The organism is Sphingomonas epibiotica, from assembly GCF_039615155.1.
GTDB lineage: Bacteria > Pseudomonadota > Alphaproteobacteria > Sphingomonadales > Sphingomonadaceae > Sphingomonas.
Genome location: NZ_JBDGHY010000006.1, coordinates 194,494 through 220,991 on the forward strand (window position 1 = coordinate 194,494; position 26,498 = coordinate 220,991).

The 26,498-nt window shown below is 66.9% G+C and carries 20 protein-coding genes; 15 read left to right on the forward strand and 5 right to left on the reverse strand.

Features of this window, described 5'->3' with window-relative positions; all coding sequences use genetic code 11:
• Positions 1-114 precede the first annotated feature (114 nt).
• The 4 genes from AAIO73_RS13600 to crtY all read right to left on the reverse strand — a co-directional run bounded on the left by AAIO73_RS13600 (position 115) and on the right by crtY (position 4,602).
• On the reverse strand, positions 115-1,059 hold the full coding sequence (locus tag AAIO73_RS13600) for a phytoene/squalene synthase family protein (RefSeq protein ID WP_345878742.1): 945 nt from the start codon (positions 1,057-1,059) through the stop codon (positions 115-117).
• Entirely contained in the window at positions 1,056-1,637 is a 582-nt protein-coding gene (locus AAIO73_RS13605) for an LOG family protein (protein ID WP_345878743.1), read from the reverse strand. The genes AAIO73_RS13600 and AAIO73_RS13605 overlap by 4 nt, the downstream gene beginning before the upstream one ends.
• A 326-nt stretch (positions 1,638-1,963) precedes the next feature.
• On the reverse strand, positions 1,964-3,442 hold the full coding sequence (locus AAIO73_RS13610; RefSeq protein ID WP_345878744.1) for a phytoene desaturase: 1,479 nt from the start codon (positions 3,440-3,442) through the stop codon (positions 1,964-1,966).
• Positions 3,439-4,602, reverse strand: a complete 1,164-nt coding sequence (gene crtY / locus AAIO73_RS13615) for a lycopene beta-cyclase CrtY (protein WP_345878745.1) — start codon at positions 4,600-4,602, stop codon at positions 3,439-3,441. Before crtY ends, AAIO73_RS13610 begins: the two co-directional genes overlap by 4 nt.
• Positions 4,603-4,925: 323 nt before the next feature.
• On the opposite strand from crtY, the gene AAIO73_RS13620 reads away from it, so the two are divergent.
• The 12 genes from AAIO73_RS13620 (at position 4,926) to AAIO73_RS13675 (ending at position 17,814) form a co-directional block, all read left to right on the forward strand.
• Entirely contained in the window at positions 4,926-5,738 is an 813-nt protein-coding gene (locus AAIO73_RS13620; RefSeq protein ID WP_526023807.1) for a sterol desaturase family protein, read from the forward strand.
• On the forward strand, positions 5,719-6,093 hold the full coding sequence (locus tag AAIO73_RS13625; protein WP_345878746.1) for a DUF2141 domain-containing protein: 375 nt from the start codon (positions 5,719-5,721) through the stop codon (positions 6,091-6,093). The genes AAIO73_RS13620 and AAIO73_RS13625 overlap by 20 nt, the downstream gene beginning before the upstream one ends.
• Positions 6,094-6,161: 68 nt before the next feature.
• Complete coding sequence (locus tag AAIO73_RS13630) at positions 6,162-7,031, forward strand: MipA/OmpV family protein (protein ID WP_345878747.1); 870 nt, start codon at positions 6,162-6,164, stop codon at positions 7,029-7,031.
• Between the two features lie 558 nt (positions 7,032-7,589).
• Positions 7,590-10,400 carry a monovalent cation/H+ antiporter subunit A gene (locus AAIO73_RS13635; RefSeq protein WP_345878748.1) on the forward strand — a complete coding sequence of 937 codons (2,811 nt, stop codon included), beginning with the start codon at positions 7,590-7,592 and terminating at the stop codon, positions 10,398-10,400.
• Positions 10,397-10,750, forward strand: coding sequence for a Na+/H+ antiporter subunit C (locus AAIO73_RS13640; protein ID WP_345878749.1), 354 nt, complete (start codon positions 10,397-10,399; stop codon positions 10,748-10,750). Before AAIO73_RS13635 ends, AAIO73_RS13640 begins: the two co-directional genes overlap by 4 nt.
• Entirely contained in the window at positions 10,747-12,270 is a 1,524-nt protein-coding gene (locus tag AAIO73_RS13645) for a monovalent cation/H+ antiporter subunit D (protein WP_345878750.1), read from the forward strand. Before AAIO73_RS13640 ends, AAIO73_RS13645 begins: the two co-directional genes overlap by 4 nt.
• Positions 12,267-12,755 carry a Na+/H+ antiporter subunit E gene (locus AAIO73_RS13650; RefSeq protein ID WP_345878751.1) on the forward strand — a complete coding sequence of 163 codons (489 nt, stop codon included), beginning with the start codon at positions 12,267-12,269 and terminating at the stop codon, positions 12,753-12,755. Before AAIO73_RS13645 ends, AAIO73_RS13650 begins: the two co-directional genes overlap by 4 nt.
• On the forward strand, positions 12,752-13,021 hold the full coding sequence (locus AAIO73_RS13655) for a K+/H+ antiporter subunit F (RefSeq protein ID WP_242118594.1): 270 nt from the start codon (positions 12,752-12,754) through the stop codon (positions 13,019-13,021). The genes AAIO73_RS13650 and AAIO73_RS13655 overlap by 4 nt, the downstream gene beginning before the upstream one ends.
• On the forward strand, positions 13,018-13,431 hold the full coding sequence (locus AAIO73_RS13660) for a Na+/H+ antiporter subunit G (protein ID WP_345878752.1): 414 nt from the start codon (positions 13,018-13,020) through the stop codon (positions 13,429-13,431). The genes AAIO73_RS13655 and AAIO73_RS13660 overlap by 4 nt, the downstream gene beginning before the upstream one ends.
• Before the next feature lie 198 nt (positions 13,432-13,629).
• On the forward strand, positions 13,630-15,315 hold the full coding sequence (locus AAIO73_RS13665) for an ABC transporter transmembrane domain-containing protein (RefSeq protein WP_345878753.1): 1,686 nt from the start codon (positions 13,630-13,632) through the stop codon (positions 15,313-15,315).
• Entirely contained in the window at positions 15,299-16,381 is a 1,083-nt protein-coding gene (locus AAIO73_RS13670; protein WP_345878754.1) for an efflux RND transporter periplasmic adaptor subunit, read from the forward strand. The genes AAIO73_RS13665 and AAIO73_RS13670 overlap by 17 nt, the downstream gene beginning before the upstream one ends.
• Positions 16,378-17,814, forward strand: a complete 1,437-nt coding sequence (locus AAIO73_RS13675; protein WP_345878755.1) for a TolC family protein — start codon at positions 16,378-16,380, stop codon at positions 17,812-17,814. The genes AAIO73_RS13670 and AAIO73_RS13675 overlap by 4 nt, the downstream gene beginning before the upstream one ends.
• A gap of 166 nt (positions 17,815-17,980) precedes the next feature.
• Here the strand turns inward: AAIO73_RS13675 and AAIO73_RS13680 are convergent, their stop codons facing one another.
• Entirely contained in the window at positions 17,981-20,368 is a 2,388-nt protein-coding gene (locus AAIO73_RS13680; RefSeq protein WP_345878756.1) for a TonB-dependent receptor, read from the reverse strand.
• Positions 20,369-20,543: 175 nt separating this feature from the next.
• Here AAIO73_RS13680 and AAIO73_RS13685 point away from each other — a divergent pair, with 175 nt between their 5' ends.
• The 3 genes from AAIO73_RS13685 to AAIO73_RS13695 all read left to right on the forward strand — a co-directional run bounded on the left by AAIO73_RS13685 (position 20,544) and on the right by AAIO73_RS13695 (position 26,440).
• On the forward strand, positions 20,544-22,331 hold the full coding sequence (locus AAIO73_RS13685; protein ID WP_345878757.1) for an arylsulfatase: 1,788 nt from the start codon (positions 20,544-20,546) through the stop codon (positions 22,329-22,331).
• Positions 22,328-23,167, forward strand: a complete 840-nt coding sequence (locus AAIO73_RS13690; protein ID WP_345878758.1) for an SUMF1/EgtB/PvdO family nonheme iron enzyme — start codon at positions 22,328-22,330, stop codon at positions 23,165-23,167. The genes AAIO73_RS13685 and AAIO73_RS13690 overlap by 4 nt, the downstream gene beginning before the upstream one ends.
• A gap of 498 nt (positions 23,168-23,665) precedes the next feature.
• Positions 23,666-26,440, forward strand: coding sequence for a TonB-dependent receptor (locus AAIO73_RS13695; RefSeq protein WP_345878759.1), 2,775 nt, complete (start codon positions 23,666-23,668; stop codon positions 26,438-26,440).
• The last annotated feature ends 58 nt before the right edge of the window (positions 26,441-26,498 follow it).

Consider the following 26,498-nt stretch of genomic DNA (forward strand, 5'->3'; position numbering starts at 1 on the left):
TCTCCACTGCCCCGTCCCGTTCTTTCTGAGTAGCCGCTGAGCTTGTCGAAGGGGCGTATCGAAGGACCGTTTGGGGCAGGTGCTTCGATACGGGCCTTCGACTTCGCTCAGTCCCTACTCAGCACGAACCGGTGGGATATTTCTCGTCCACAGCGCCGGGTTGCGGGGTTTGTCGCGGGCGGATCGCCAGCGGGCGGCGATGAAGGCGCGGGCGATGGCGGCGATCTTTTCCGCCTTTGATGTGGTTTGCCGCCGGTCCCATGCGGCGGGGCCGGCGGCGGCGACCTTGCGGGCGATGCCGCCATAGATGTCGGCGGCGGCGAGTACCGCCCAGGCCGAGCGCCATGGCAGCCGGGCGGCGCCGACGCGGGCGCTCTCCTCGTGGAGCGCGGCGCGCGTCGCCATGCGCCGGGCGAGGATTGCTACCCGATCGGGTGTCGCCATCGGATCGGCCGGGTCGATACGCTGTTCGGTCAGCCAGTCGCGCGGCAGGTAGCAGCGACCGGCGTCGGCATCCTCGCGTACGTCGCGGGCGATGTTGGCAAGCTGGAAGGCGAGGCCGAGGTCGCAGGCGCGGTCGAGCGTGTCCTTGTCGCCAGCGGGCACGCCCATCACCACCGCCATCAATCCACCGACCGCGCCGGCGACATGATAGCAATATTGGTAGAGATCGGCTTCGCTCACCGGTTGCCAGCCATCGGCGTCGAGCTGGAACCCGTCGATCACGTCATAGACCAGCCGGTGCGGCAGGCCGACCTCGGCCGCGACGACGCCCAGCGCATCGAAGGCGGGATCGCCGGTCGGCTGCCCGGACAGTGCCTGCGCGGTACGCTCGCGGATCAGCAGCAGGCGGGCGGGGGCATCGTCGAGCCGCTGCATGCCGTGGCCCATGTCCTGTCCGTCGGCGAGGTCGTCACAGGCGCGGCACCAGGCATAGAGCAGCCATGCCCGTTCGCGGGTAACCGGGTCGAACAGCTTGCTCGCCGCCGCGAAACTCTTCGAGCCGCGCGCGATCGTGTCGCGGGCATGCGCGACGAGGTCGGCGCGGGGCTGGATCAAAGGTCCTTGCTGCTCATATGGATAATCGCCTGTACGGGCGTATGCGCCGTCATCTTGTCCAGCAGGATGTCCAGCGTATCGGCGACGAGCAGGATATCGCGGTGCATAGGGCGCATGAAGCCGACCTCCGCCATCTTTTCCACGAAGGCGATCAGATGGTCGTAATAGCCGGCGGTGTTGAGCAGCCCGACCGGCTTGGCATGATAGCCGAGCTGCGCCCAGCTCATCGCCTCCCACAATTCGTCCATCGTGCCGGTGCCGCCGGGAATGGTGACGAAGCCGTCGGACAGGTCGGTGAACGCCTGTTTGCGCTGGTGCATCGTGTCGACGACATGGAGTTCGGTGAGGCCCTTATGCGCCGCCTCCGCCTTGACCAGCGCGGTCGGGATGACGCCGATCACCTCGCCGCCCGCCTCGATCGCGCCATCGGCGACCGCGCCCATCAGCCCGAGGCGGCCGCCGCCATAGACGACGCCGATGTTGCGTTCCGCCAGCGCACGGCCGACGGCACGGGCGGAGTCGATATAGACGGGATCGGCGGGGGTCGCGGACCCGCAATAGATGGCCAGACGCTGCATGGTGGGGAGCGGTAGGCGATCGGGGGGTGGGGGGCAAGATACTCCCCCCCTGCCCAACCGTTTGCTTCGAGTGCAAGTTCAAGTCTGTCGAGAACCCCGCTGTGAGGAAAGCGGTATTTCCGTTCGTCCTGAGTAGCCGCTGAGCTTGTCGAAGCGGCGTATCGAAGGACCGTCAAGGGTGCTTCGATACGGGTCTTCGACTTCGCTCAGCCCCTACTCAGCACGAACGGCAGGGGGGCGGGTGATTGCCAATCCGTTCTCGACGGACGCTTCTCGACTTCGCTCGAAGCTGCTCGAACCGAACGGTTTCTATCTTGGCAGAGCCTTCAGTCCTCGCTGCCCAGCATCAGTGCCGCCGTCGCTTTGGCGCTGCCGACCACGCCCGGGATCCCCGCGCCGGGATGCGTTCCCGCGCCGACGACATACAGGTTCGGGATATCGTCGTCGCGATTGTGCGCCCGGAAATAGGCGCTCTGCGTCAGGATCGGCTCCAGCGAGAAGGCCGAGCCTTGATACGCATTCAGGTCGCGGGTGAAGTCGCTCGGCATATAGCTGAACTTCGTCACGATCCGTTCGTGAATGTCGGGGATCAGGCGGCGGCCGACCTCGTCGAGGATGCGCTTTTCCAGGATCGGGCCGATCTGGTCCCAGTCGACCGGGAATTTGCCGGTGTGCGGCACCGGGCACAGCGCATAGAAGGTCGAATGCCCCTCCGGCGCCATCGACGGGTCGGTGACGGTCGGATGGTGCAGGTAAAGCGAGAAATCCTCGCTCAGCACGCCGTGATCGTAAATGTCGGCGAGCAGCCCCTTATAGCGCGGGCCGAACAGGATCATGTGGTGCGGAATGCCCGGCCACGTCCCCTTGATGCCGAAATGGACGACGAACAGCGACGGCGAGAAACGCTTGCGCTCCAGCCGCTTGGCCTTGCGCTGCGCGCTGCGCGATCCGGACAGCAGATCCTTGTAGCTGTGCATCAGGTCGGCATTGGTCGCGACCATGTCGGCGCCGATCACCACGCCGCTCTTCGTCGTGACCCCCGTCGCGCGGTCGCCGAGCGTGTCGATGCTCTTGACCGGATCGTTCAGGATCAGCGTGCCGCCCAATTTTTCGAACAGGCGGACCATGCCGGCGACCAGCTTGTTGGTGCCACCTTGCGCGAACCATACGCCGCCGTCGCGCTCCAGCTTGTGGATCAGCGCATAGATGCTGCTGGTCTTCATCGGATCGCCGCCGACCAGCAGGGTGTGGAACGACAGCGCCTGCCTCAGCTTCTCGTTCTTCACGAACGACGACACGATCGAATAGACCGACCGCCATGCCTGATATTTCGCCAGCGCCGGCGCGGCCTTGATCATCGAGGCGAAGTCGAGGAACGGCACATGGCCGAGCTTCACATAGCCTTCCTCATACACGCCCGCCGAATATTCGAGGAAGCGAGCGTAGCCGGCGATGTCGCCCGGATCGAGCTTGGCGATTTCCGACCGCAGCAGCGTGTCGTCGTTGGTATAATCGAAATTGGTGCCGTCGGGCCAGTTGAGCCGGTAGAAGGGCGAGACCGCCTGCAGCGTCACGTCCTCGGCCATGTCGCGGCCGGTCAACTGCCACAATTCCTGCAGCGCTTCGGGCGCGGTGATGACGGTCGGGCCGGCGTCGAAGACGAAGCCGTCGCGTTCCCAGTAATAGGCGCGGCCGCCGGGCTTGTCGCGACCCTCGACCAGCGTCGTCTGGACCCCGGCGGATTGCAGGCGGATGGCGAGCGCGAGGCCGCCGAACCCCGCGCCGATAACGGCTGCCGTCTTCACCCCTGTCTCCCCATCAACGCCTGTACCGCACGTCCGATCGGTACCGGCGGTTTGCCTGTCAGCACCCGCATCTTGTCGAACAGCGTCGACCGCCCGGCATAGAAGCGCCCGACCAGTCCCGCGTCCAGCCGGTAGAAGCGTTCGAGCACCCGGTAGCGTTCCGCCGGATCGGCCGCGCGGAACAACATCGTCGCCAGCATCCGGTAGAATCGCCGCTGCCGCCACAATGTCGCGGCATAATCATGGGTCAGCGTGTGCAGCGCGCCGCCCGACCAGTCGCCGCTGTCGGCGACCAGATGCGCGAGCCGGACGGCATCGGGCAGCGAATAGCCGGTCAGCGGATGGAACAGCCCGGCGCGCATCCCGCCCTTCGCCACGCGATTGCCGCCCGAGCGCCAATATTCCTCGAAATCGCCGCCCATCGCGACCGGCAGCACCCCGGTCTCGCTGCGGCCGATGCTGACGCCGTCCCAGCCCTGCGCGGCGGCATAGGCGGAGATGCGCCGGGCGAGCGTTTGCGTATCGAGATCGGGGGTGTCGCTATAATAGGTGTCCTCGACGAACAGCGTCGAGGTATCGAACGGCAGGGTATAGACGAAGCGATAGCCGTCGAGCTGCTCGACCGAGCCGTCCATCACGATCGGCCGTTCGACGCCGTGCGGATAGGCGGTCTTGAGCTCCATCCCCATGAACTTCTGCCAGCCGAGATCGAGCAGCGACACGTCGCCGGGGCCGCGACAGTCGATCACGCCCTGCGCCTCGACCCGGTCGCCATCGGCGAGGACGACGGCGGTCGGGCTGGCGCCGAGCACGCGCGCGGAGGCCATCAGCGTTTCGGGCGACAGCGTCCGGCGGACGACCGTGTCGAGTCGTTCGGAGGTGATTGAGTAATAGGTGGTGTCGAGCGTCCGGGCATGGGCCGGAAAGGCGATGTCATAGCCGCGCCATGCATGGGCGACGAGCGGGGCGACCAGCGCCCGATGTTCGTCCGACACGTCGCTGCCGAAGAACGACCAGACATGGTTGCCGCCGAACTGCGCCGCCCCCTCGATCAGGCGGATGCGCGCATCGGGCCGCCGCTTCGCCGCCGCCAGCGCGATCAACGCACCGGCAAGGCCACCGCCGACGATGGCGAGGTCGCAGTGATGGATGGTTGGCATGGGGGTGCACTAGGGGAGCGGGCAAGGGCTGGCAAACGCTAGCGGAAGATTCCTGCCCGCGCGCGGGGAGCGGGACGTGAAATCCTCCCCGGTACGGGGAGGGGGACCATGCGCAGCATGGTGGAGGGGGGTAGCCGCGTACGGGAGCGTTGCGTTGCGCCGCCACCCCCCTCCACCATCGCCTTCGGCGACGGTCCCCCTCCCCACGGGGTGGGGAGGATTTTGGGGTGCCGCCGTCGTTGCGTTCGGGGCGCGGTCCCCCTCCCCGTGCCGGGGAGGATTTGCGGGTGTCATCCGTCTGCGCAATCCGCTACAGCGCGGGCATGTCGATCCCGCTGGCTATCCTTTTGTCCGCCGTGGCGATGACGGTGATCGTCGGTGTCCGCTATCTGCTGGCGTCGGCGGGGTTCGCCTTTGCGACGCGCAGCAAACATCCCGGCCTGTACCGCGGGCTGGACGCGCAGATCGCCAAGGAAATCCGCTGGTCGCTGCTGTCGGCCGCGATCTATGGCATTCCGGCGGGGATCGTCGCATGGGGATGGGAACATCGCGGATGGACGCAGATCTACCGCGACGTTCACGCGTATCCGCTCTGGTATCTGCCGCTGTCGGTGCTGCTGTACCTGTTCGCGCACGATACGTGGTTCTACTGGACGCACCGCTGGATGCACCGGCCGAAATGGTTTCGGATCGCCCATGCCGTCCACCATGCCAGCCGACCGCCGACCGCATGGGCGGCGATGGCGTTTCATCCGATCGAGGCGTTGACCGGCGCTGTGGTAATTCCGCTACTGGTGTTCGTCATTCCGATCCATATCGGCGCGCTGGCATTGGTGCTGACGATCATGACGGTTATGGGCGTCACGAACCATATGGGGTGGGAAATGTTCCCCCGGTTCATGTGGGCGGGGCGATTGGGCGGCTGGCTGATTACCGCCAGCCATCATCAGAGGCATCACGAGCGCTATGGCTGCAATTTCGGGCTCTATTTCCGCTTCTGGGACCGGGTGTGCGGCACCGATGGCGGTCTTGGCGATTTCGAAAAGGAACGCGCGCGCGTCGCGCGGCGGGCGAATCGCGCTGGCGGCGCTGGCACTGGCGATGCTGCCCGGGGCCATGCCGACCGGCACGCTTGACGTCCGCATCGCCGACCTGCGTTCGACCAAGGGCGTCATCCGTCTCTGCCTGACCGCCGATCCGAAGAATTTTCCCGGCTGCACCGACGACCGTAATGCGGTCACCCGCACTTTCGCAGCCGATGAGCGCGGGGTGCGCATCGCGGGATTGGGGCGCGGCGACTATGCTGTGTCGGTGATCCACGACGAAAACAACAATGCGAAGCTCGACACCTTTGCCGGTATCCCGCGCGAAGGATTCGGTTTCTCGCGCAACCCGGCGATCCGCTTTGGCCCGCCCAAGTTCAGCGCAGCGGAATTCCCGCTCGCGGGTGATGTAACCATGCAACAGGTGCGGATTCGCTATCTCCTCTAGTAGTCGGCACGGACCGAAGCGGGCGGGATAGCGTTACGGGGGAGTAATATTTTCTCGGAGCCACGCCCTTGCGCGCCATTTTTGCCGCCGTCCTGACCGTAGCCGCCTTCGCCACGCCCGCTTTCGCACAGGAGGCGGCGACGCCGGCGGTGCCGGCATCGGCGCTGCCCAACACCGATACCGGTGCCGATTTCTATGTCGTCGGGCTGGGCGCCGCCGTGCTGCCCGATTACGAGGGGTCGGACGATTATTCGTTCAGCCCGGTGCCGGCCGCGACCGGACGCGTCTCGGGCTTCAACTTCCTGCTGGCCGGCAACCGGTTCAGCGTCGACCTGATCCCCGACGGCGTCGGGCCGACCTGGGATTTCCAGGCGGGACCGATCGCGGTCGTCAACCTCAACCGCAATTCGACCAAGGGCATTGACGATGCGCAGGTCCGCGCGCTGGGCACGGTCGATACCGCGATCGAACTGGGCGGCTATGTCGGCATCGGCAAGACCGGGGTCGTCACCTCGCAGTTCGACCGGCTGTCGGCGTCGCTCAGCTACCGCAAGGATGTCGGCGGGGGGCACAAGTCGACGGTGCTCGCCCCCACGATCAACTATGTCACCCCGCTGAGCACCCGTGCCATCGCCGGGGTGATCGTGTCGGCCGAGCGGGTCGGCGAGGGCTATGCCGACAGCTATTTCTCGATCACGCCGGCGCAGTCGCTGGCGAGCGGTCTGCCCGTCTATAACGCGCGCGGCGGGTGGAAGAACTGGACGCTCGGCGTCCTTGGCGGCCGGTCGATCAGCGGCGACCTGCGCTCGGGCTGGCAGTTGTTCGGGACGGTCGTCTATCGCAAGCTGCTGAACGATTTCGCCGACAGCCCGATCGTCGCGCGCAACGGGTCGAGCAACCAGTGGCTGGGTGCGGTCGGAATCGCCTACAGCTTCTGATCGGGCGCGCGGCCAAACCGGCTTGTATCGCAGCGGCCGATCGGGCAGTTTCGGCCATGGGTGTCCGTCCCGATCGGGGGCGGGCAGGTTCGTATCGCTGGTCGGGCCGCCAGCGACGAACCCTATTGCCCGGAGCATCGGATTGTCCGATCGAGTTTTCCTGTCGCGATGTGTTGACGTGCGGATCGTCCGGTGCGGGCGGGGAGCCGGCGTCGCGCGCAGGGGCCTCGCGTCCGCCAGAGCGGCTGTTTCCCTCCCCTCGCTGAAAGCGAGGGGCAGGGGATGGGGCCGCCCGTCGACGGTCGTGACCTTTCCTTTCGGGCCAACCCGCCAGCCCATCCTGTCTGGGAGACCGCCGCGAAAGTCGCCCGATCACCTGGAAAACCCCGTACCCCGGCGAAGGCCGGGGTCCAGTCGGGAAGGCTTGTCCGTACCTTACCGACGTCCCCCAACTGGGCCCCGGCCTTCGCCGGAGTGCAAGAAGAGCGTCTCGCAGGGGTCTGCGTCGAGGGAAGAGAGTAGCTACCGCAGAAGCCGCTACCGCACGGGAGGCAGCATATGGCGTTGCTGATCCTGTTGTCGCTGCCGTTCGTGGCGGTGCTGGTTCTGCTGGCGAGCCGGCGGGCGGGGCGGGGCGTGCAGGTCGGCATCGCGGCGGCGGCGAGCGGCGCAGGGTTGGCGGTGCTGCTGTCGCAGGCGGGGGCGGCGCTATCCGGGCTGGTGCCGCGACTGACCATCGCCTGGGTGCCGGCGCTGAGGCTCGACCTCGCGCTGTGGCTCGATCCGCTGGCGCTGCTGTTCGCCGGGCTGATCCTCGGCATCGGGCTGCTGGTCGTGGTCTATGCGCAGGGCTATCTGTTGAAGACCGAGCCGATGGCACGGTTCCTGTCGTTCCTGATGCTGTTCCAGGGGGCGATGATCGGCATCGCATTGTCGCGCAACATCCTGTTGATGCTGGTGTTCTGGGAATTGACCAGCCTTGCCTCGTTCTTGCTGATCGGTTTTTGGCGCGAGCAGGCGGCGGCGCGGCAGGGCGCGCGGATGGCGCTGGCCCTCACCGGTGGTGGCGGGCTGGCGCTGATCGCCGGGATGGTACTGCTGGGCAAGGCGGCGGGCAGCTATGACCTCGCCACCATCCTGACGCGCGCCGACGCGGTGCAGGCGTCGCCGCTATATCCGGCGATGCTGGTCCTGATCCTGATCGGGGCCTTCACCAAATCGGCGCAGTTTCCGTTCCAGTTCTGGCTGCCGCACGCCATGGCCGCGCCGACGCCGGTCAGCGCCTATCTCCATTCGGCGACGATGGTGAAGGCGGGGGTGTTCCTGCTCGCGCGGCTGTGGCCGGTGCTGGCGGGCACCGAATGGTGGTTCGGCATCGTCGTATCGGTCGGGCTGGCGACGATGGTGTTCGGCGCGGCGGTCGCGCTGTTCCGCCACGATCTGAAGGCGATCCTTGCCTATTCGACGATCAGCCAGCTCGGGCTGATGGTCATGCTGCTGGGGTTTGGCACCGGCGCGGCGGTGAGCGCGGCGATCTTCCACCTGCTGAACCATGCCGCGTTCAAGGCGGCGTTGTTCCTGCATGCCGGCATCGTCGACCATGAGACCGGGACGCGCGACATCCGCCGGCTGGGCGGGCTGGCGGCGATCATGCCGCTGACCGCGACGCTGGGCGTACTCGCCGCCGCGGCGATGGCCGGACTGCCACCGATGGGTGGGTTCGTGTCGAAGGAGATGATGCTGGAGGAAAGCGCGCACGCGGTGTTCGCCGGACAGGCGCTGCTGGTGCCGGTGCTGGCGACGATCGCCGCGCTGCTGTCGGCGGCCTATGCGCTGCGTTATGCGGTGGCGCTGCATTTTGGGGCGCGGCGGACGGGCGAGGTCGCGGCACCGCATGACCCGGGGGCGATGCTGCTGGTGCCGCCGGCGATCCTCGCTCTCGCCGCGCTGGCGCTGGGGCTGGCGCCGATGACGCTGGCGGGGCCGCTGGTGGCGGCGGTGAGCGCGGCGGTGAGCGGCGGCGCATCGCCGGTGCTGCATCTGTCGCTGTGGCATGGCATCAATCCGGCGCTGTGGATGAGCGTCGGCGCGGTGCTGGGCGCGATCGTGCTGCTGTGGCGCTATCGGTCGATCGCTACGGGCGTGGCACGCATCCCCGCGCCCGATGCCAAGCGGATGTTCGATGCGATGATGACGGCGACCGTCGCCGGACTGCGGCGGGGGTCGGGATCGATCCATGCCGCGTCGCTGCAACGGTATCTGTCGGTGCTGTTCGTCGTCGCCATTGCGCTGGGCGTCGCGGCGGGGTGGTCGTACGCGGTGCCGGCGGGGGAGGGCGTGACGACCCCGGCCTCGCCGGTCGCGATCGTCGCATGGGGGGCGCTGGTCGCGGCGACCGTCGCGGTGGTCGCGGTCGACCGGCGACGCTATCTGGCGCTGTTGTTCATCAGCGTCATCGGCCTCGTCATCGCGCTGGCGTTCGTGCATCTGTCCGCGCCCGACCTCGCGCTGACCCAGATCGCGGTGGAGGTGGTGACGATCCTGCTGATGCTGCTGGCGCTGCATCTGTTGCCAGGCGGTCCGCCGCGCCTGTCGAGCGTGTCGCGTCGGATGCGCGACGGGATCATCGCCGGTGCCGGCGGGCTGGGGGCGGGGTGGCTGGCATGGGCGGTGCTGACCCGCCCGGCGCGCGACGGCATCGCCCGCTTCCATTGGGACAACAGCTATGCGGGCGGGGGCGGGACCAATGTCGTGAACGTCATCCTGGTCGACTTCCGCGGCTTCGATACGCTGGGCGAGATCATCGTGCTGGGGATTGCCGGGCTCGCCATCTACGCGCTGCTCGAACCGGCGGCGCGCGGAGTGGCGGGTCGGCGGCTGCGGACATGGCGGTCGAGCGATCCGCATTCGCCCGAGCGGCATCCGATGATGTTCGTGATGGCGACGCGGCTGCTGTTGCCGCTGGCGCTGCTGGTCGGCAGCTATATCTTCCTGCGCGGGCATAATCAGCCGGGCGGCGGGTTCATTGCCGCGCTGGTCTTCTCGATCGCGATCCTGTTGCAATATCTCGCTTCGGGCTTCGACTGGACCGACGAGCGGCGCCGGTTCGGCGAACATGCGCTGATCGGCACCGGCGTGTTGATCGCGGCGGCGACCGGCGCGGGGTCGCTGCTGTTCGGGGCGCCGTTCCTGACCAGCAGCTTCGGCTATTTCCATGTGCCGCTGATCGGCGAGGTCGAGCTGGCGACGGCGATGCTGTTCGATCTGGGCGTCGCCTGCGTCGTGGTCGGGGCGGTGTTGATGGCGCTGGCGCAACTCGCCCATGTCGCGCAGCGTGCCGCGCGGCACGACGGGGAGGGCGCGGCATGAGCCTCGAATTCCTCGTCGCCTCCGCCATTGCGGTGCTGGTCGCGGGCGGCATCTATCTGGCGCTCAGGGGCCGTACGTTTCAGGTGGTGCTGGGGCTGACGCTGCTCTCCTATGCGGTCAATCTGTTCCTGTTCGCGGTCGGGCGGCTGGTCGTCGACCGCCCGCCGCTCTGGGCGAAGGGGGTGGTCGAGCATGCCGATCCGCTGCCGCAGGCCCTCGTGCTGACCGCGATCGTCATCACCTTCGGCATGACCGCGCTGACCGTGATCCTGAGCCTGCGCAGCTTCCTCGAAACCGGATCGGATCAGGTCGACGGCCGTGCCGACCGCGACGCGGAGGACGGTGCATGACCGCGCCCGACCATCTGCTGATCGCGCCCATCCTCGTGCCGGCGGTCGTCGCGCCGATCACCATGCTGATGATGCGGCGCCGGCGCGTGTTCAGCCTGATCCTGTCGATCGGCGGGTGCGTCGCGATGCTGGCGGCGGCGATCGCGCTGTTCGTCATGGCGCAGGACGATGCGTTCCGCAGCTATGCGCTGGGAGACTGGGGCGCACCATTCGGCATCGTGCTGGTGCTCGACCGGTTGTCGGCGACGATGCTGCTGCTCTCCGCCGTACTAGGGCTGGTTGTGCTCGGCCATGCGATCGTCACCGCCGCCGACCGGCGCGGCTGGCATTTCCATCCGCTGTTCCATTTCCAGTTGATGGGGCTGAACGGCGCGTTCCTGACCGGCGATCTGTTCAACCTGTTCGTCTTCTTCGAAGTGTTGCTGATCGCCTCCTATGGACTGATGCTGCACGGGCAGGGTGCGCTGCGGCTGAAGGCGGGGATCGCCTATGTCGTCGTCAACATCGTCGGATCGGCGCTGTTCCTGATCGCGCTGGGGCTGTTCTACGGCCTGACCGCGACGCTCAACATGGCCGATCTGTCGCGGCGGATCGCGACGCTGGGCAGCGACGATCAGGGATTGCTGCGCATCGCCGCGCTGCTGCTGATGACGGTATTCGCGCTGAAGGCGGCGGTAGTGCCGATCCATCTGTGGCTGCCGCGCACCTATGCGGCGACGATGCCGGTGGTCGCCGCACTGTTCGCGATCATGACCAAGGTCGGCGTCTATGCGATGATCCGGACGGTGCCGCTGCTGTTCGGGGACGGTGCCGGGGCCGCGGCATGGGTGCCGGCGCCGTGGCTGCTGCCCGCGGCGATGGCCGGTGCGATCCTCGGATTCATCGGCGTGCTGGCGGCACGGGGATTGCGCGAGCAGGCGGCGTTCGGGGTGCTTGCCTCGACGGGCACGCTGCTGCTGGCGGTGGCGCCGTGGCGCGAGGCGACGCTCGCCGCAGCGATTTACTATCTGGTGCAGGCGACGCTGGCTGGGGCGGCGCTGTTCCTCGTCGCTGACGTGACGCTGCGGCGGCGCGGGCAATATGCCGATGCGATCGTACCCGCGCCGCACTTTGCCGGACGCGATGCGGCGGGGCTGCTCTATATGGTCGCGGCGATCGCGGCGGTCGGGCTGCCGCCGCTCGCCGGCTTCGTCGGCAAGCTGCTGATCCTGAATGCCAGTTTCGCCGTGCCGGGATGGCAGGCGATCTGGGCGACAATCCTTGGCACTACGCTGATCGGCGTAATCGGTTTTTCGCGCACGGGATCGACCCTGTTCTGGAAGGTTGCCCCGCCCGATGCCGACCCGGTCGCCGGGCCGGCGCGATCCGCCGCCGAGTTCATCGCGCCGCTGGTGCTGCTGACACTGTCGGCGGCGCTGACCGTCGCCGCCGGGTGGGCGACGGCACAGGCGGATGCCGCCGCCCGGCAGGTCATGGCTCCCGAACGCTATGCCTCCGCGATCCTGGGAGCGGCACGATGAGGCGGCTACTGCCCCATCCGGCGCTGTCGGCGATGCTGCTGATCGTCTGGCTGCTAATGGCCAACAGCGTCACCGTCGGCGGCATCGTGCTGGGCGGATGCCTCGCGCTGATCCTGCCAAAATTCACCGAGCCCTTCTGGCCAGCCCGGCCGCGCATGCGCTTCGGCCGCGCGTTCGCCGGCTATCTGGCGATCGTGCTGTTCGACATCGTCGTCGCCAATTTTCAGGTGGCGGCGCTGATCCTGTTCCGCCGCAACGCCGATCTGCGCACATGCTGGCTGGTCGTGCCGATCGAGCTGACCAGTCCGGAGGCGATCACGATGCTGGCCGGCACGATCAGCCTGACGCCGGGCACGGTCACGGCCGACGTTTCGGCCGATGGCCGGTTCCTGCTGGTCCATGCCCTCGACGCCGCCGACCCGGCGGCAGAGGTCGCGCGGATCAAGGCGCGCTACGAAGCACGACTGCAACGGATTTTCGCATGATCGACATCGCGCTCCCCATCGCCGCTGGCTGCATCGCGCTTGCGCTGATCCTCAATGGCTGGCGGCTGCTGCGCGGGCCGGGGCTGGGCGACCGGATCGTCGCGCTCGACACGATGGTCATCAACGCCATCGCGCTGATCGTGCTGATCGGCATGATCGGCGGCAACGCCACCTATTTCGAAGCCGCGCTGCTGCTGGCGATGGTCGGGTTCGTCAGCACCATCGCCTATTGCAAGTTCGTGTTGCGCGGGGACATCGTCGAATGAGGACGCTGGCCGAGATCGTCGTCGTCGCGTTGCTGCTGCTGGGGGCGGGCTTTGCGCTGATCGGCAGCTGGGGGCTGGTGCGGCTGCCCGCGACGATGGAGCGGCTGCACGGGCCGACCAAGGCAACGACGCTCGGCCTCGGCGCGCTGCTCCTCGCTTCGGTCGTCTATTTCCGGACGCAGCTAGGGGTGTGGACCGCGCACGAATTGCTGATTTCGCTGTTCCTGTTCCTGACCGCGCCGATTTCGGCGAACATGATCGCGAAGGTCCATCTCCACCGGCTGCGCAGCGGCGCGACGAACGAGTCCGCCGGGATCGCCGGACCGCCGCCCCGGCCGGGCGAGGAGGGCGACTGGGCGACGTTCGAGGCACCCGCCCGCGATACGCCGGCATCGACCGCGAACAGCTGACCCGTTCGGAACGTAGCCGCCCACCGCGCCATAGCCCGTTGAAAGCGGCGATCCACCATAAATCGGATTGCCGGGCTTGATGATATGTCGTTACGCTGTAGCGGCATGGATCAGGGGTGGTCCATCACCGGGGAGGGGAGCGAACATCGCGTCGTACGGCCATGTCAATGGGCCGGGGCGCAGGAAAAGGGGTGTGTTTTGGCGACGCAACGACTGGGTTTCCGGGATGCGATCGGCTGGCTGTCGCAGATCATCGGACCTGATTCGGCCTATGTGCGGCTCGGCATCGTCTATACCATCGCGATCAGCCTGCTCGCGCTGGCCACGCCGATTTCGGTTCAGCTGCTCATCAACAGCGTGGCCAATACGGCGATGCCCGCCCCGCTCTGGGCATTGTCGGGCATCCTGCTGCTGCTGCTGCTGATGGTCGCGGTGCTGAGTGCGCTGCGCGTGTGGATCATGGCGGCGTTCGAACGCCGGCTGTTCGCGCGCGTCGTCGCGGAGGTCACGCTGCGCGCGGTCCATGCGCAGGACCCGTTCTTCGCCGATGGCAATCGCGGCGACCTGTTCAACCGTTTCTTCGATCTGGTCGTCGTGCAGAAAGCGGTCCCCAGCCTGGTGATCGGTGCCTTCACCATCATGCTGCAGGCGGTGATCGGCCTGACCATCACCAGCTTCTACCACCCGGTCTTCCTCGCCTTCAACGCCGTGCTGGTGGCGGCACTGCTGCTGGTGTGGATGTTGTGGCGGCGTGGCGCGATCACCAGCGCGGTGGGCGTGAGCCATGCCAAGCACAATGCCGCGCGCTGGCTCGAAAGCGTCGGCGGATCGAACGGTTTCTACAAATCGTCCCGTCACCTCGATTTCGCGATGCAGCGGTCGGAGGCGGTGACCGCCGCCTATGTCTCCAGTCACCGGCGCTATTTCCGCTATCACTTTGCTCAGACGGTCGCGTTCCTGCTGACCTATGCGCTGGCGAGCGCCGGGCTGCTGCTGCTCGGCGGGATGCTGATCCTGCGCGGGCAATTGTCGCTGGGACAGCTGGTCGCGGCCGAACTGATCCTGTCGGGGGTCTTTTACGGCATCTCGCAATTCGGCTGGTATCTCGACACCTTCTACGACCTCGTCGCCAGTTCCGAGGAATTGTCGCTGCTGTTCGCCATCCCGCAGGAAACCACCGTGCGCGGGGAGAATGGTCCGCGCGACGGTTCGGTCAAGCTGACCGACGTGGTGTTCGACGATGCCCGCTACGACCTGACGCTGGCGGCGGGCGAACAGCTGGTCACGGTCGCCGAACCGGGGGCCGAGCGGCGACTGTCGATGCTGCTCAAGCGGCATGCGGTGCCCGAACGCGGTCTGGTCCGCATCGGCGGGGCCGATCTCGGCTCGTTCGACATGTACCGGCTGCGTTCGGACGTCACGGTGCTCGACCGATCGACCATCGTCGAGGCGACGATCCGCGAATATCTGCGGCTCGCCTCCGAGCAACTCGATACGGCGGCGATGGAGGCGCTGGCGACGGTCGGGCTGGAACGCCGCATCGCCAGCCTGCCCAAGGGGCTCGACACGCAACTGGGATCGACCGGCTATCCCCTGAGCGTCGGCGAGACCATGGCGCTCAAACTCGCCAATGCCCTGCTGGTCCGGCCCAGGTTGCTGCTGCTCGGCCAGCTCTTCGACCTGTTGCCGCCCGAACGGCTGGTCGCGGCGCTGCGGTTGCTCAAGGCGCATGGCACAACCGTGCTGCTATGTACCGGCCGACCCGAGGATCTGACGCTCGACGGCTATCTCCATCTCGGCCTGGCCCGGCAACGCCGGTTCGAACGGCTCGCCGATCTGCAGGCCGCCGCCAACCAGGAGGGCGAAGATGCCGCATCCGCCTGAAACCATGGCGCATTTCCGCACGCTTGCCACGTTGCGCCCGCCGCGCGTCGCCGTTGCCGTCGCGTGGCTGCTGGTGATCGGGGTCGTGGCGGCGGTGTTCGTCCTGTTCTTCGTACCCTGGCTGCAGACCGCGCAGGGGCGCGGGCAGGTCGTCTCGCTCGATCCCGAGGACCGCGCGCAGGAGGTGACCGCGCTGGTCCCCGGGCGGGTCGAGCGCTGGTATGTCCATGACGGCCAGCATGTCGCGCGCGGCGATCCGATCGCGCGGATCGTCGACCTCGATCCCAATCTGTTGTCGCGGCTGGCCGCCGAACGCGCGCAGGTGCAGGCGGAGATCGCCAGCGTGCAGCAGTCGCAGGCGGTGGCACAGATCGATGTCGGCCGGATGCGGCAACTTTTTTCCGAAGGCCTGGCATCGCGTCGCGACTATGAACAGGCCCAGATCAAGGTTGCCGAATCGGGGGCGAAGCTCGCCGAATCGCGCGCCAAGCTGAACCGCATCGACGTGCAGCTCAACCGCCAGTCGGCGCAGCTGGTCCGTGCGCCGCGCGACGGCCGCATCCAGAATCTGAGCGCCGCGACCGGCGGCGCGCTGGTGTCGGCGGGCACGGTGCTGGCGGTGGTCGCGCCCGAGCGGGTCGAGCGCGCGGTCGAATTGCTGATCGACGGTCGCGACGTCCCGCTGCTGCGGCCCGGACGGCCGGTGCGGTTGGAGTTCGAAGGGTGGCCGGCGATCCAGTTCAGCGGCTGGCCGTCGGTCGCCTATGGCTTTTTCGACGGGCGCGTCCGTACGATCGATCCCAATGCCAATGCGCAGGGGCTGTTCCGCATCCTCGTCGAACCGGCGCCGGGCAAGCCCGCCTGGCCCGAGCGGCGCTTCGTCCGGCTGGGGGGCAAGGTCTATGGCTGGGTGCAGGGGGAGACGGTCACCGTCGGCTATGAACTGTGGCGGCAGCTGAACGACTTCCCGCTCGAATTCGGACAGGCCGCGACCGATAAGACGGGGCAGGCCGGCGACAAGGAAGAGGACAAGAAGATTGCGACGAAGGCGGGCAAGCCGAAATGATCCGCTTCCTGTCCGTGTTGCTCGCCGCGCAGCTTCCGCTCGCCCCCGTGGCGCGCGGGCAGACTCCGCCCGCGACCCCGGCGCCCGCCACCGCGCCGCTGACGCTCGACGAGGTGCTGCGTGCGTCCGCCCGGGCCGCGCCGCAGATCGTCGAGGCGCTGGCCAAGGTCCGCTCCGCCGAAGGCCGTGCCATCACCGCCGACGGCGCGTTCGACACGGTGTTCGATGCCGAAGGGCGCTCGCGCGCGCTCGGCTATTATGACGGCACCTATGTCGCCGGGCGCGCGACGCGGCCGCTGACCGGCAATGGCGGCTATGTCTATGGCAATTACCGCGTCAGCCGCGGCGATTTCCCGGTCTATGAGGACGAGCAATATACCAACCGGCTGGGCGAGGCGAAGGTCGGCGCGCTTTATGCGCTGTTGCGCGACCGGCTGATCGACGAGCGGCGGACGAAGCGGACACTGGCGGCGGGCGATATCGACATTGCCCGGTTCGAACGCGGCGCGGTGGCGATCGGCGTGCAGCGCCGCGCGATCGACGCCTATCAGAACTGGGTCGCCGCCGGGTTGCGGCTGCGCGCCTATCGCGACCTGCTCGCCTTGTCCGAAAGCCGGCGCGGCGGGCTGGCGCGGCAGGTCCAGCTCGGCGCGCGGCCCGAGATATTGCTGGCCGAGAACGACCAGAATCTCGTCCGCCGCCGCGCGCTGGTGGTGCGGGCCGAGGGGGATTTCGCCGCCGCCGCCAATGCGCTGTCGCTCTACTATCGCGATGGCGCGGGCGAACCGCTGCTGGTCGGACCGGAACGGCGGCCGAGCGATATCGGCGCACTGGCCGGGGTCGCCGCCGTCGCCCGCGACGATTTCGTGCAGCGCCGCCCCGACCTGCAGATGTTGTTGACGCGGATCGACCAGGGGACGGCGCGGCTGGCGCTGGCGGAAAACGATCTGCGCCCGCGGCTCGACCTGCGCGGTGAGGTCGGCAAGGATGTCGGCCCGGTCGGGCTGGGTGGGCCGTCGCGCACCCCGCTGGAGGCGGCGGTCGGCTTCCGCTTCTCGTTGCCGCTGCAGAACCGCGCCGCCAAGGGACGCGTGGTTGAGGCGCAGGCCGAACTGGACGCGCTGTCGGCGCGCAGCCGTTTCCTGCGCGACCAGATCGCCGTCGAGGTGGAGGGGATCGCGATCGGCGTCGGCGCGGCCGAGCAACTGGCGGCGATCGCCGACCAGGAACGGCAACTGGCCGAACGGCTGGCGGCGGCCGAGCGGCGCCGGTTCGAACTCGGGTCGAGCGACTTCTTCCTCGTCAACCAGCGCGAGGAAACGGCAAACGACGCCCGCGTCCGCCTGATCGACGCGCAGGCGCGCATCGCCGCCGCCCGCGCCGAACTCGCCGCCGCGACGGCGGATCGTGCGGCGCTGGGGCTCGATCCCTAAAGGGGGTAATCGGCAGCGGCCGATCCATTCCTGCGCCGACGATGACACCACGCCCGGTCCGTCGACACCCGTCAGCGCCAGCAGGCTGCGCCGGGGCGCCGCTTGCGATTGGCTGGATCAAACATCCAGCTCCCCGATACCGCGCATTCGTCCGGCACAGCTTCGGTTACAGCCGCGTGCGCAGCGTGATACCATAGGTTCGGGGATCGCCCAGCGTGCCCGTGATCGCGCCGGTATTGGCGGCGGCGCGCGACAGGAAATAGGTTTCGTCGGTCACGTTGCGGCCCCACAACTGGATATCGAACAGCCCGTCGTCGGTGCGGAATCCGAATCGCAGATTGACCAGATCATAAGCCGGGATCACCGAATAGCGGCTGAGGCTGGCGGTGGTGTTGGTGCTTGAGCGATAGCTGTAATCGCTGCCAAAATAGACCTCGCCCGACCGGCCGGCGATGTTCGCGATTGGCGCGCGGACCTCGCCGCCCGCCGATGCCGCCCATTCCGACACGCCTGGCAATCGCTGCCCCGACAGATCGCACAGCGTGCGGCCCGTAATTTCGATCGGGCAGGGCGCATTGGCATAGGAGATGTAACGCGCATCGTCATAGGTGCCCGAGGCATAGAGCGTCAGCCACCGCGTCGGCGTCGCGCGCACATCGCCTTCGAACCCGCGCGTGCGGACCTTGGCGGCATTGGTGAAGAAGCTGACGCCGTTGCGTTCGATATCGATGATCGTCGTCTGATAGTCCTTCACATCGGTCCAGAAGGCGGCGGCATTGGCGGTCAGCCGCCCGCCGAACCACGTCGTCTTGACGCCCGCCTCATAGCTGTCGATCGTCTCGGGCGCGATCACCGGGTTGGCGGCGAACTGTCCGGTGGTGGTGATGTTGGCTAGGTTCAGCCCGCCGAACTTGTTGCCGCGTGCATAGGTGACATAGCCCAGCACCGGTTCGGCGACCTTCCACGACAGCGTCGCCTGTCCCGACAGCCGCCCGGCCTTGGTCTCCGCCTCATAGCGATTGGCGATGCCGTAGCGCGAGCGGATCGTCTGCGCCGCCGTCTGCTGCGCCGCGGTCAGCCCGGCCAGCGACCGCCCGGTCGCGACCTGATCGAAATAACCGGTCTTGGTTTCATAGGTATAGCGCAGCCCCGTGGTCAGATCGACGCCGGGGACGACATGCCATGTCGTCTGGGCAAAGGCGGCATAGCTGTCGGTGACCGGGCGCGACTGGCTGACGACATTGTAATCGTTGAGCGCCGCCGCGCCGACTGCCGCGTTGGTGGTCGGTGGCAGGAACCAGTCGGCGGCGCGGGTGCCGTAGCGATTGACTGCCTCCGCCCGGATTGACTGGTAGAGATAATAGAGACCCGCGACATAATCGACCGGGCGGTCGCCGTTCGATGCGATGCGCAGTTCCTGGCTGACCTGCCGCTGTTCGTTGCTCTGGTGGAAATCGGCGCCGGCATCGATGCTGGTGCTGTCGCCGTCATTATGAGGATACCAGTTCCACGCGCGATAGGCGGTGACCGACGTCAGCGTCGCCGCACCGAGATCGAGATCGGCGGTCAGGTTGATGCCATGCTGGTTCATCGCATAGCGCGGATTGGCATCGACATCGGTTGTGCGGAACGCAGGATCGGCCGGGACCGGGGTATAGCCGAGCCGCGCGGCGCGATCGTAATAGTTGTTCGCGAAGTTGGTGCCGTTGTCATAGCTCCGGATCGCACCCAGCAGGATGCTGCCGGCGGTGAACGAATGCTGCCGTCCCCAATCGCCGATCAGCCGCAGCGTCAGCGTGTCGGTCGGCTTGTACAGCAACTGCCCGCGCAGGTTCAGGTCGTGGAAATCCTGCCCCAGCCGCCCGTCGAAACGGTTGCGGGTAAAGCCGTCGCGATCGGTCTTCGACACGAACAGCCGCGCGGCGAGGCTGTCGGTGATCGGACCCGAGACATAGGCGTGGAGCTGGCGGAACCCGACATTGCCGAGCGACACGTCGCCACCCGCTTCGGGTTCGAACGTCGGGGCCTTGGTCGTGACGACCACCGCGCCGGCCGAGGTATTCTTGCCGAACAGCGTCCCCTGCGGCCCGCGCAGCACCTCGATCCGCTCCAGATCGGCAAGGTCGAACACCGTCTGTCCCGGCCGCGCCAGATAGACGCCGTCGACATAGACCCCGACCGCCGGCTCCAGCCCGTCATTATACACCGCGACATTGTTGCCGAGGCCGCGGATGTTGATGCTGGTGTTGCGCGGGTTGGTGTTGGTGACGACCAGGCTGGGGGTCAGCTGTTGCAGGTCGCGCAGATTATAGGTCCGCGTCGCCTCGATCTGCGCCGCGCCGAACGCGTTGATCGCGATCGGCACGTCCTGGCTGCGTTCGGCGCGGCGGCGTGCGGTGACCACGATATCCTCGCCGGTCGCGGTGTCCTTTGGGGCTTCGTTGTCAACTTCGGCGGTCGTCGGCACCGGATCGGCGGCAAAGGCGGGCATGGCGAACAGCGCGGCGCCGGCGAACAGGGACAGGCGGCAGGCGCGGGCGGGCGAAATCGGCATCGATGGTCCTTCGGTCACGAATGGCGGCGGCACCCGCCGGACCGCCACTGGCTAGGATAGGGACGCCATCGAAACGAACAGACTAATTCCCATTTAATTGATAGATATTCTTTATTGTTGGAACTCAACGGGTGGCTATGCCGTGCGTGTAACCTTCGTCACCTTTGGAGTGCCCATGCCGGCCAAGCCCCTGATCGCCGCCGCTTTCCCCGCGCTGCTGCTCGCGCTCCCCGCCGCCGCCGCCCCCGACACCCCGCCGGTTCCGCCCGCGCCGGCGGTCGCGCCCAAAAACGCTCCCAATTTCCTCGTGATCGTCGCCGACGACCTCGGCTGGTCCGACCTCGGTGCGTTCGGCGGCGAGATCGCGACCCCGAATCTCGACGCGCTGGCGCTCTCGGGCGTGCGCTTCACCGGCTTCCACACCGCGCCCACCTGTTCGCCGACCCGCTCGATGCTGATGAGCGGCGTCGACAATCATCAGGCCGGCCTCGGCACCATGGCCGAACTGCTCAGCGACGCGACGACCGGCCGGCCGGGCTATGAGGGGTATCTGAACGACCGCGTCGCCTCGATCGCCGAACTGTTGCGCGCCGGCGGCTATGCCACGCTGATGTCGGGGAAATGGCATCTCGGCCTCACCCCCGATCGCGAACCGGCGGCGCGCGGTTTCGAACATAGTTTCGCGCTGCTACAGGGCCTGTCGAACCATTTCGGCGCAGACCAGAACAAGGCGTGGACCAAGGCCGGCCTGAACCCCAGCTACCGCGACGACGGCAAGCCCGCCGCGCTCCCCGCCGGCCGCTATTCGACCGATTATTTCGCCGATCGCCTGATCGGCTATCTCGATCAGGCGAAGCGCGCGGGTGACGTCCGCCCGTTCTTCGCCTATCTCCCCTTCACCGCGCCGCATTGGCCGCTACAGGCCCCGGCGGAGACGATCGCGAAATATAAGGGCCGCTACGACGCCGGCTACGAAGCGCTGCGCGACGCTCGCCTTGCCCGTCAGAAACAACTCGGCCTTGTCTCCGCCGATGCCGTTGCCCATGCCACCGAACAGGTCCGCCCCTGGGCGTCGCTCTCGGCCGAGGAACGCGCGATCGAGGCCCGCAAGATGGAGGTCTATGCGGCGATGGTCGACCGGCTCGACCAGAATGTCGGGCGGGTGATCGCGGCGCTGAAGGCGCAGGGCCGCTATGACGACACGGTCATCCTGTTCCTTGCCGACAATGGGCCGGAGGGGAATGTGATCGAACAGCCCTCCCCCCGCTTCAAGGTCGCCGATCTGAAGGCGCCGCCGGCCGACCCCGATGCGCCGACGCTGCCCGATCCGTCGCTTCGCATCGATAACCGTCTCGCCAATATCGGTAAGGCGACCAGCTATGTCGGCTATGGTCCGGGCTGGGCACAGGCCAATTCGACGCCGTCGTGGCTGGTGAAGGGCTATCCGAGCGAGGGCGGCATTCGCGTCAGCGCCTTCGCCGCGGGCCGGGGCGTGACCGGCGGCGGACGCATCGCCACCGCCAATCTCGACGTGCGCGACATTGCACCGACGCTGCTCGACTATGCCGGGCTGACCCAGCCCGCAACCTTTGCCGGCCGCGCGATCCTGCCGCATCAAGGGCACAGCCTGCGCCCGGTGCTCGCGGCGACCGCCCCGACGGTGCGAAGCGCCGACGAAGCGGTCGGCTACGAACTCTTCTACCGCCGTGCGCTGCGCAAGGGTGACTGGAAGGTCGTGTACCTGCCCGCTGGGACCAACCGCTATACGCGCAAGGGGGTCAGCACCGGGCGGTGGCAATTGTTCGATGTCGCGCGCGATCCGGGCGAGACCCGCGATCTGGCCGCTGCCGAACCGGCGCGGCTCGCCGAACTGGTCGCCGCCTATGACGCCTATGCGAAGGACAAGGGCGTCGTGCCGCTGCCCCCCGCCGAAACCCCGGCGGCCGGCGTCGCCAAGCCATGAGGCGGACGGCGGCGCTGCTCGCGGCGATGGCCGGGCTGGGTTCGATCGGCGCGAACCGCCCCGCCGTGCATTGCGATGCGACCGATCCTTGCGTCGCGATCCCAGCCGGCACCGTGCTGCTGGGCGAAGACGGCGCCGGCCGACCCGGCCGGGCAACCCCCGTCGCCGCCTTCCGCATCGACGCGCATGAGGTGACCAACCGCCAGTTCGCCGCCTTCGTCGCCGCCACCGGCCATCGCACCCGCGCCGAACGCGAGGGTGGCTCGGCCGTGTTCGTAGCACCTACCGAACCGGTGCCGCTCGACAACGCCGCACGCTGGTGGCGGTTCGTGAAAGGCGCGGACTGGCGCCATCCGCAGGGGCCGGGCAGCGCGATCGACGGCCATTGGCAGGACCCGGTCGTGCATGTCGACCGCACCGACGCCGCCGCCTATGCCGCATGGGCCGGCGGCTTCCTGCCCGATGTCGAGCAATGGGAACGCGCCGCGCGCGGCGGTCAGACCACCGCGCGCGATGCGATGGCATGGGCGTTCGACCATGGCAGGCCGCGCGCTAATATCTGGGAAGGCGTCTTCCCGATGCGCGATACCGCCGACGATGGCTATGCCGGCATCGCCCCCGTCGCGCGCTTTCCCGCGAACGACTTCGGCCTGTACGACATGGTCGGCAATGTCTGGGAATGGGTCGCGGGGGACGGTCCGGTCGGACTGGTCAAGGGCGGCAGCTTCTTATGTGCCACCAATTACTGCGCGAATTTCCGCCCTGCGGCGTTCCAGGCACAGGAACAGGATTTCCCGACGTCGCACATTGGCTTCCGAATCGCCTACTCCGAATAAAAGGAACCGCGGACCTCGGCCGGAAGCTGGCCTGCGCCATCCGCGCGGATGCGGGACGAACCGCAGATTGCCGATGCAACCTCTAGGCGAGCGTCCTTTCCAGCGGCCGCGCCGGTCCTGCCGCGCGGTTCAAAACCGCCATCCGAAATTTTTTGAATCGGCCGTGACGCGAATGCGAGCAGGCTGACCAATTTTCAGGCAACGCCTCCGGTTTGGAGTCGGACGGTAGTGCGCTGTTTTCAAGGCGAAAACATCGCGGGCCATAAAGGTGAGATACCGACACCATAGTCGGCTGCCCATTTATTCGGCGACTTACGAAGTTGCGGCAAGACAAACCGGTCTAGATTGGTACTTTTTTTGGTAAGACCATCTTGACGACCAATCGCAATCATCTGACAAGTCGCCATCCGCATACGGAATACCGTGTCGGAACCTAGTCAACGGGCTTCGCCCGGTCCCGCGTATCCGCCGATCCTTTCCATGCCTTTGACGAGGTAGATGATTATGCGCGTCCACCAGTTTTCCCCCGCCGCCTCGCGAATCTCATGGCGCGCCTTGCTGATCGCGGGCGGCGCAGCGCTGCTGACCAGCCCCGCGCTGGCGCAGGAGTCCACAACCGCACAACCGCCCGCCGACCCGCAGGCGCAGGCGCAGACGCCCAAGCCGAGCCTGCCCGCGCCACAGACCGCGCAGGAAGTCGTGACCGGACAGGAGGATGCGGGCGGTGGCGAGATCACCGTCACCGGATATCGCCGCTCGATCGCGACCGCGCTGGAGGCGAAGCGCGCCGATGTGCGCGTGACCGACGGCATTTCGTCGGAGGATATTGGCAAGTTCCCGTCGGAAAACATCACCGAAGCGGTGCAGCGCATCTCGGGCGTGCAGATGTCGAACGTCAACGGACGCGGCGCGACGATCAGCATCCGCGGCCTTGGCCCGCAATATGCCAACACGACGATCAACGGGCAGACGTTCCAGAGCGCCGACTTCACCGACGGCTTCCGCTACGACGTCGTGCAGACCGATCTCGCGTCGAGCATTCAGGTCATCAAGTCGCCGACCGCCAATATGGACGCCGGCGGCCTGTCGGGCACGGTCAATATCGATACGCTCAAGCCGCTGGAATATCGCGGCGATCATATCATCCTGTCGGTGAAGGGTCAGAAGGCGGAGAATGCCGATGGCGGCATCACGCCGAAGGTCAGCGCGACCTATGTGAACAAATATCTCGACAACAGGCTCGGTGTGTTTCTGAACGCCAGCTACCAGAAGCTGAAGGATCGCGCCGACTATCTGTGGATGGACCGCTGGTTCACCACCGCAACCAGCGCCGGCACCGTCTATACACCGCGCCGCCTGCGCTATCGCCGGATCGATCGCGAAACCAACCGCCTGTTGCTCAACGCCGGGCTGCAATATCAGCCGACGGAGACGCTCGAACTGGCGGCCAGTGCGATCTATGCCCGCGACCACACGACCTATGACGTCAATCAGCAGGTATTCGGGTTCGACCGCACCCGGCAGACCATCACCAAGACGCAGGGCCTGACCAATTCGGCGATCACCGCCGACAATGTCTATACCGACAACAACCGGCAGGCGGAGAAGCGCAACCTGTCGAGCGCCGCCTATACTGCGACCGCCAAGTGGAACAGCGAGGGCTGGCACGCGCAACTGGTCGGTCACTATACCAAGGGCGACTCACTGCAGCGTGAGGATGCGGCGATCTATTCGGTCTATATGAACGGGCTCTCGCTCGACTATTCGGACCCAGATGATGTGAAGTTCAGCGTCACGACGCCGCTGACCGATACGAACCAATATGCGACCAATCGCCTGTTGCGCGCGACCTATCCGAACGGTGCCACCCGTCTGGCCGACGCAGCGGAACGCGCGACGCAATTCGACCTGACCCGCGATCTCGACGGTGGCTTCCTCAAGTCGGTGACGATCGGTGCAAAGTATCGGCACGAAAGCTTCGACCGGCATGTCTCGCGCCACGATCGCGACGCATCGGGCGCGGTACCGTTCACCGCCTTTCCGACGATCGCCAGTGCCAATTACCTCGTCACCGACTTCCTGAATGGGCGGATGTCGATCCCGAACAGCTGGGTCGCGCCGTCGCTCGCCGCCAACGAACAGGCGTTGAAGGACCAGAACGTCACCGTGCCCGACCTGTTCGCGCCGGAATCGAGCTATCAGGTCGATCGCTTCATCCCGTCGGTCTATGCGATGACCAACATCGACACGACGCTGTTCGGCATGGGAGTGCGCGGCAATATCGGCGGCCGTTACGAACGGACCAAGCAGAAGATCGCGGGTTATCTGACCCGCGACGTGCCGGGGGCCGAGGTCGACGCGGTCGCCGGCACATATGTCACGCGCAAGGACTATGGCAATTTCCTGCCGAGCGCGGCGCTGATCCTTGACGTGACCGACGGGGTGCTGGTGCGCGCGGCGGCCGCCAAGGTGCTGGTGCGCCCGCTGCTCAATTCGAACACCTCGCTGGCGCAGGTCCGATCGACCACGCGCGACAGCCAGAACCGGGTGTTCAACAATATCGATCTGGGTCAGGCGAACCTGTCGCCGCTGACCGCCAAGCAGTATGATCTCGGCGTCGAATATTATTACGGACAGGGCAACGCGCTCAGCCTGAACGGTTTCTGGAAAGATATCCGCAACGGCACCTTCTCGCGGCTGATCTGTCCCTCGACCTTCGAAGGAGCGTCGCTCGCGATCGACGGCGACGGCGAATGCCGGGCTGCCAATGGCGAATATTACGACATCACCGAAACGCTGAACGACAGCTCGACGGTGACGATCAAGGGGTTCGAGGCGGCGTGGACCCAGTCGCTGGACAATCTGCTGCCGGTCGACGGCTTCGGCTTTACCGGCAACTATACCCGCGTGATCCCGGAGAAGGTCGCCAATGGTCAGGGCTACCGCGTCCGCAACCTGTCGCGGCAGACGTGGAACTTCACTGGTTATTGGGAGGACGACACCTTCTCGATCCGGGCATCGGTCAATCGCCGCAGCTCGTACGAGCAGGATTTCTCCGACAGCTTCTTTGCGCGCGAAGGCCATACCGTGCGAGGCCGCACCCAGGTCGATCTGGCGCTTGGCTATGCGGTGAACGAGCATCTGAACTTCGCGGCGGGGGTCATCAACCTCAACGACGCCAGCGAGGAAGCGTATAAGGACTTCACCGATCGCTGGCAGATGAGCAGCGTCACCGGCCGGAACTATTACCTGTCGGCGACCGCGCGCTTCTGATCCGGTGATGGCGGGATGGGGGGTGCCGGACCTACCCCCATCCCGTCGCTATCGCGTT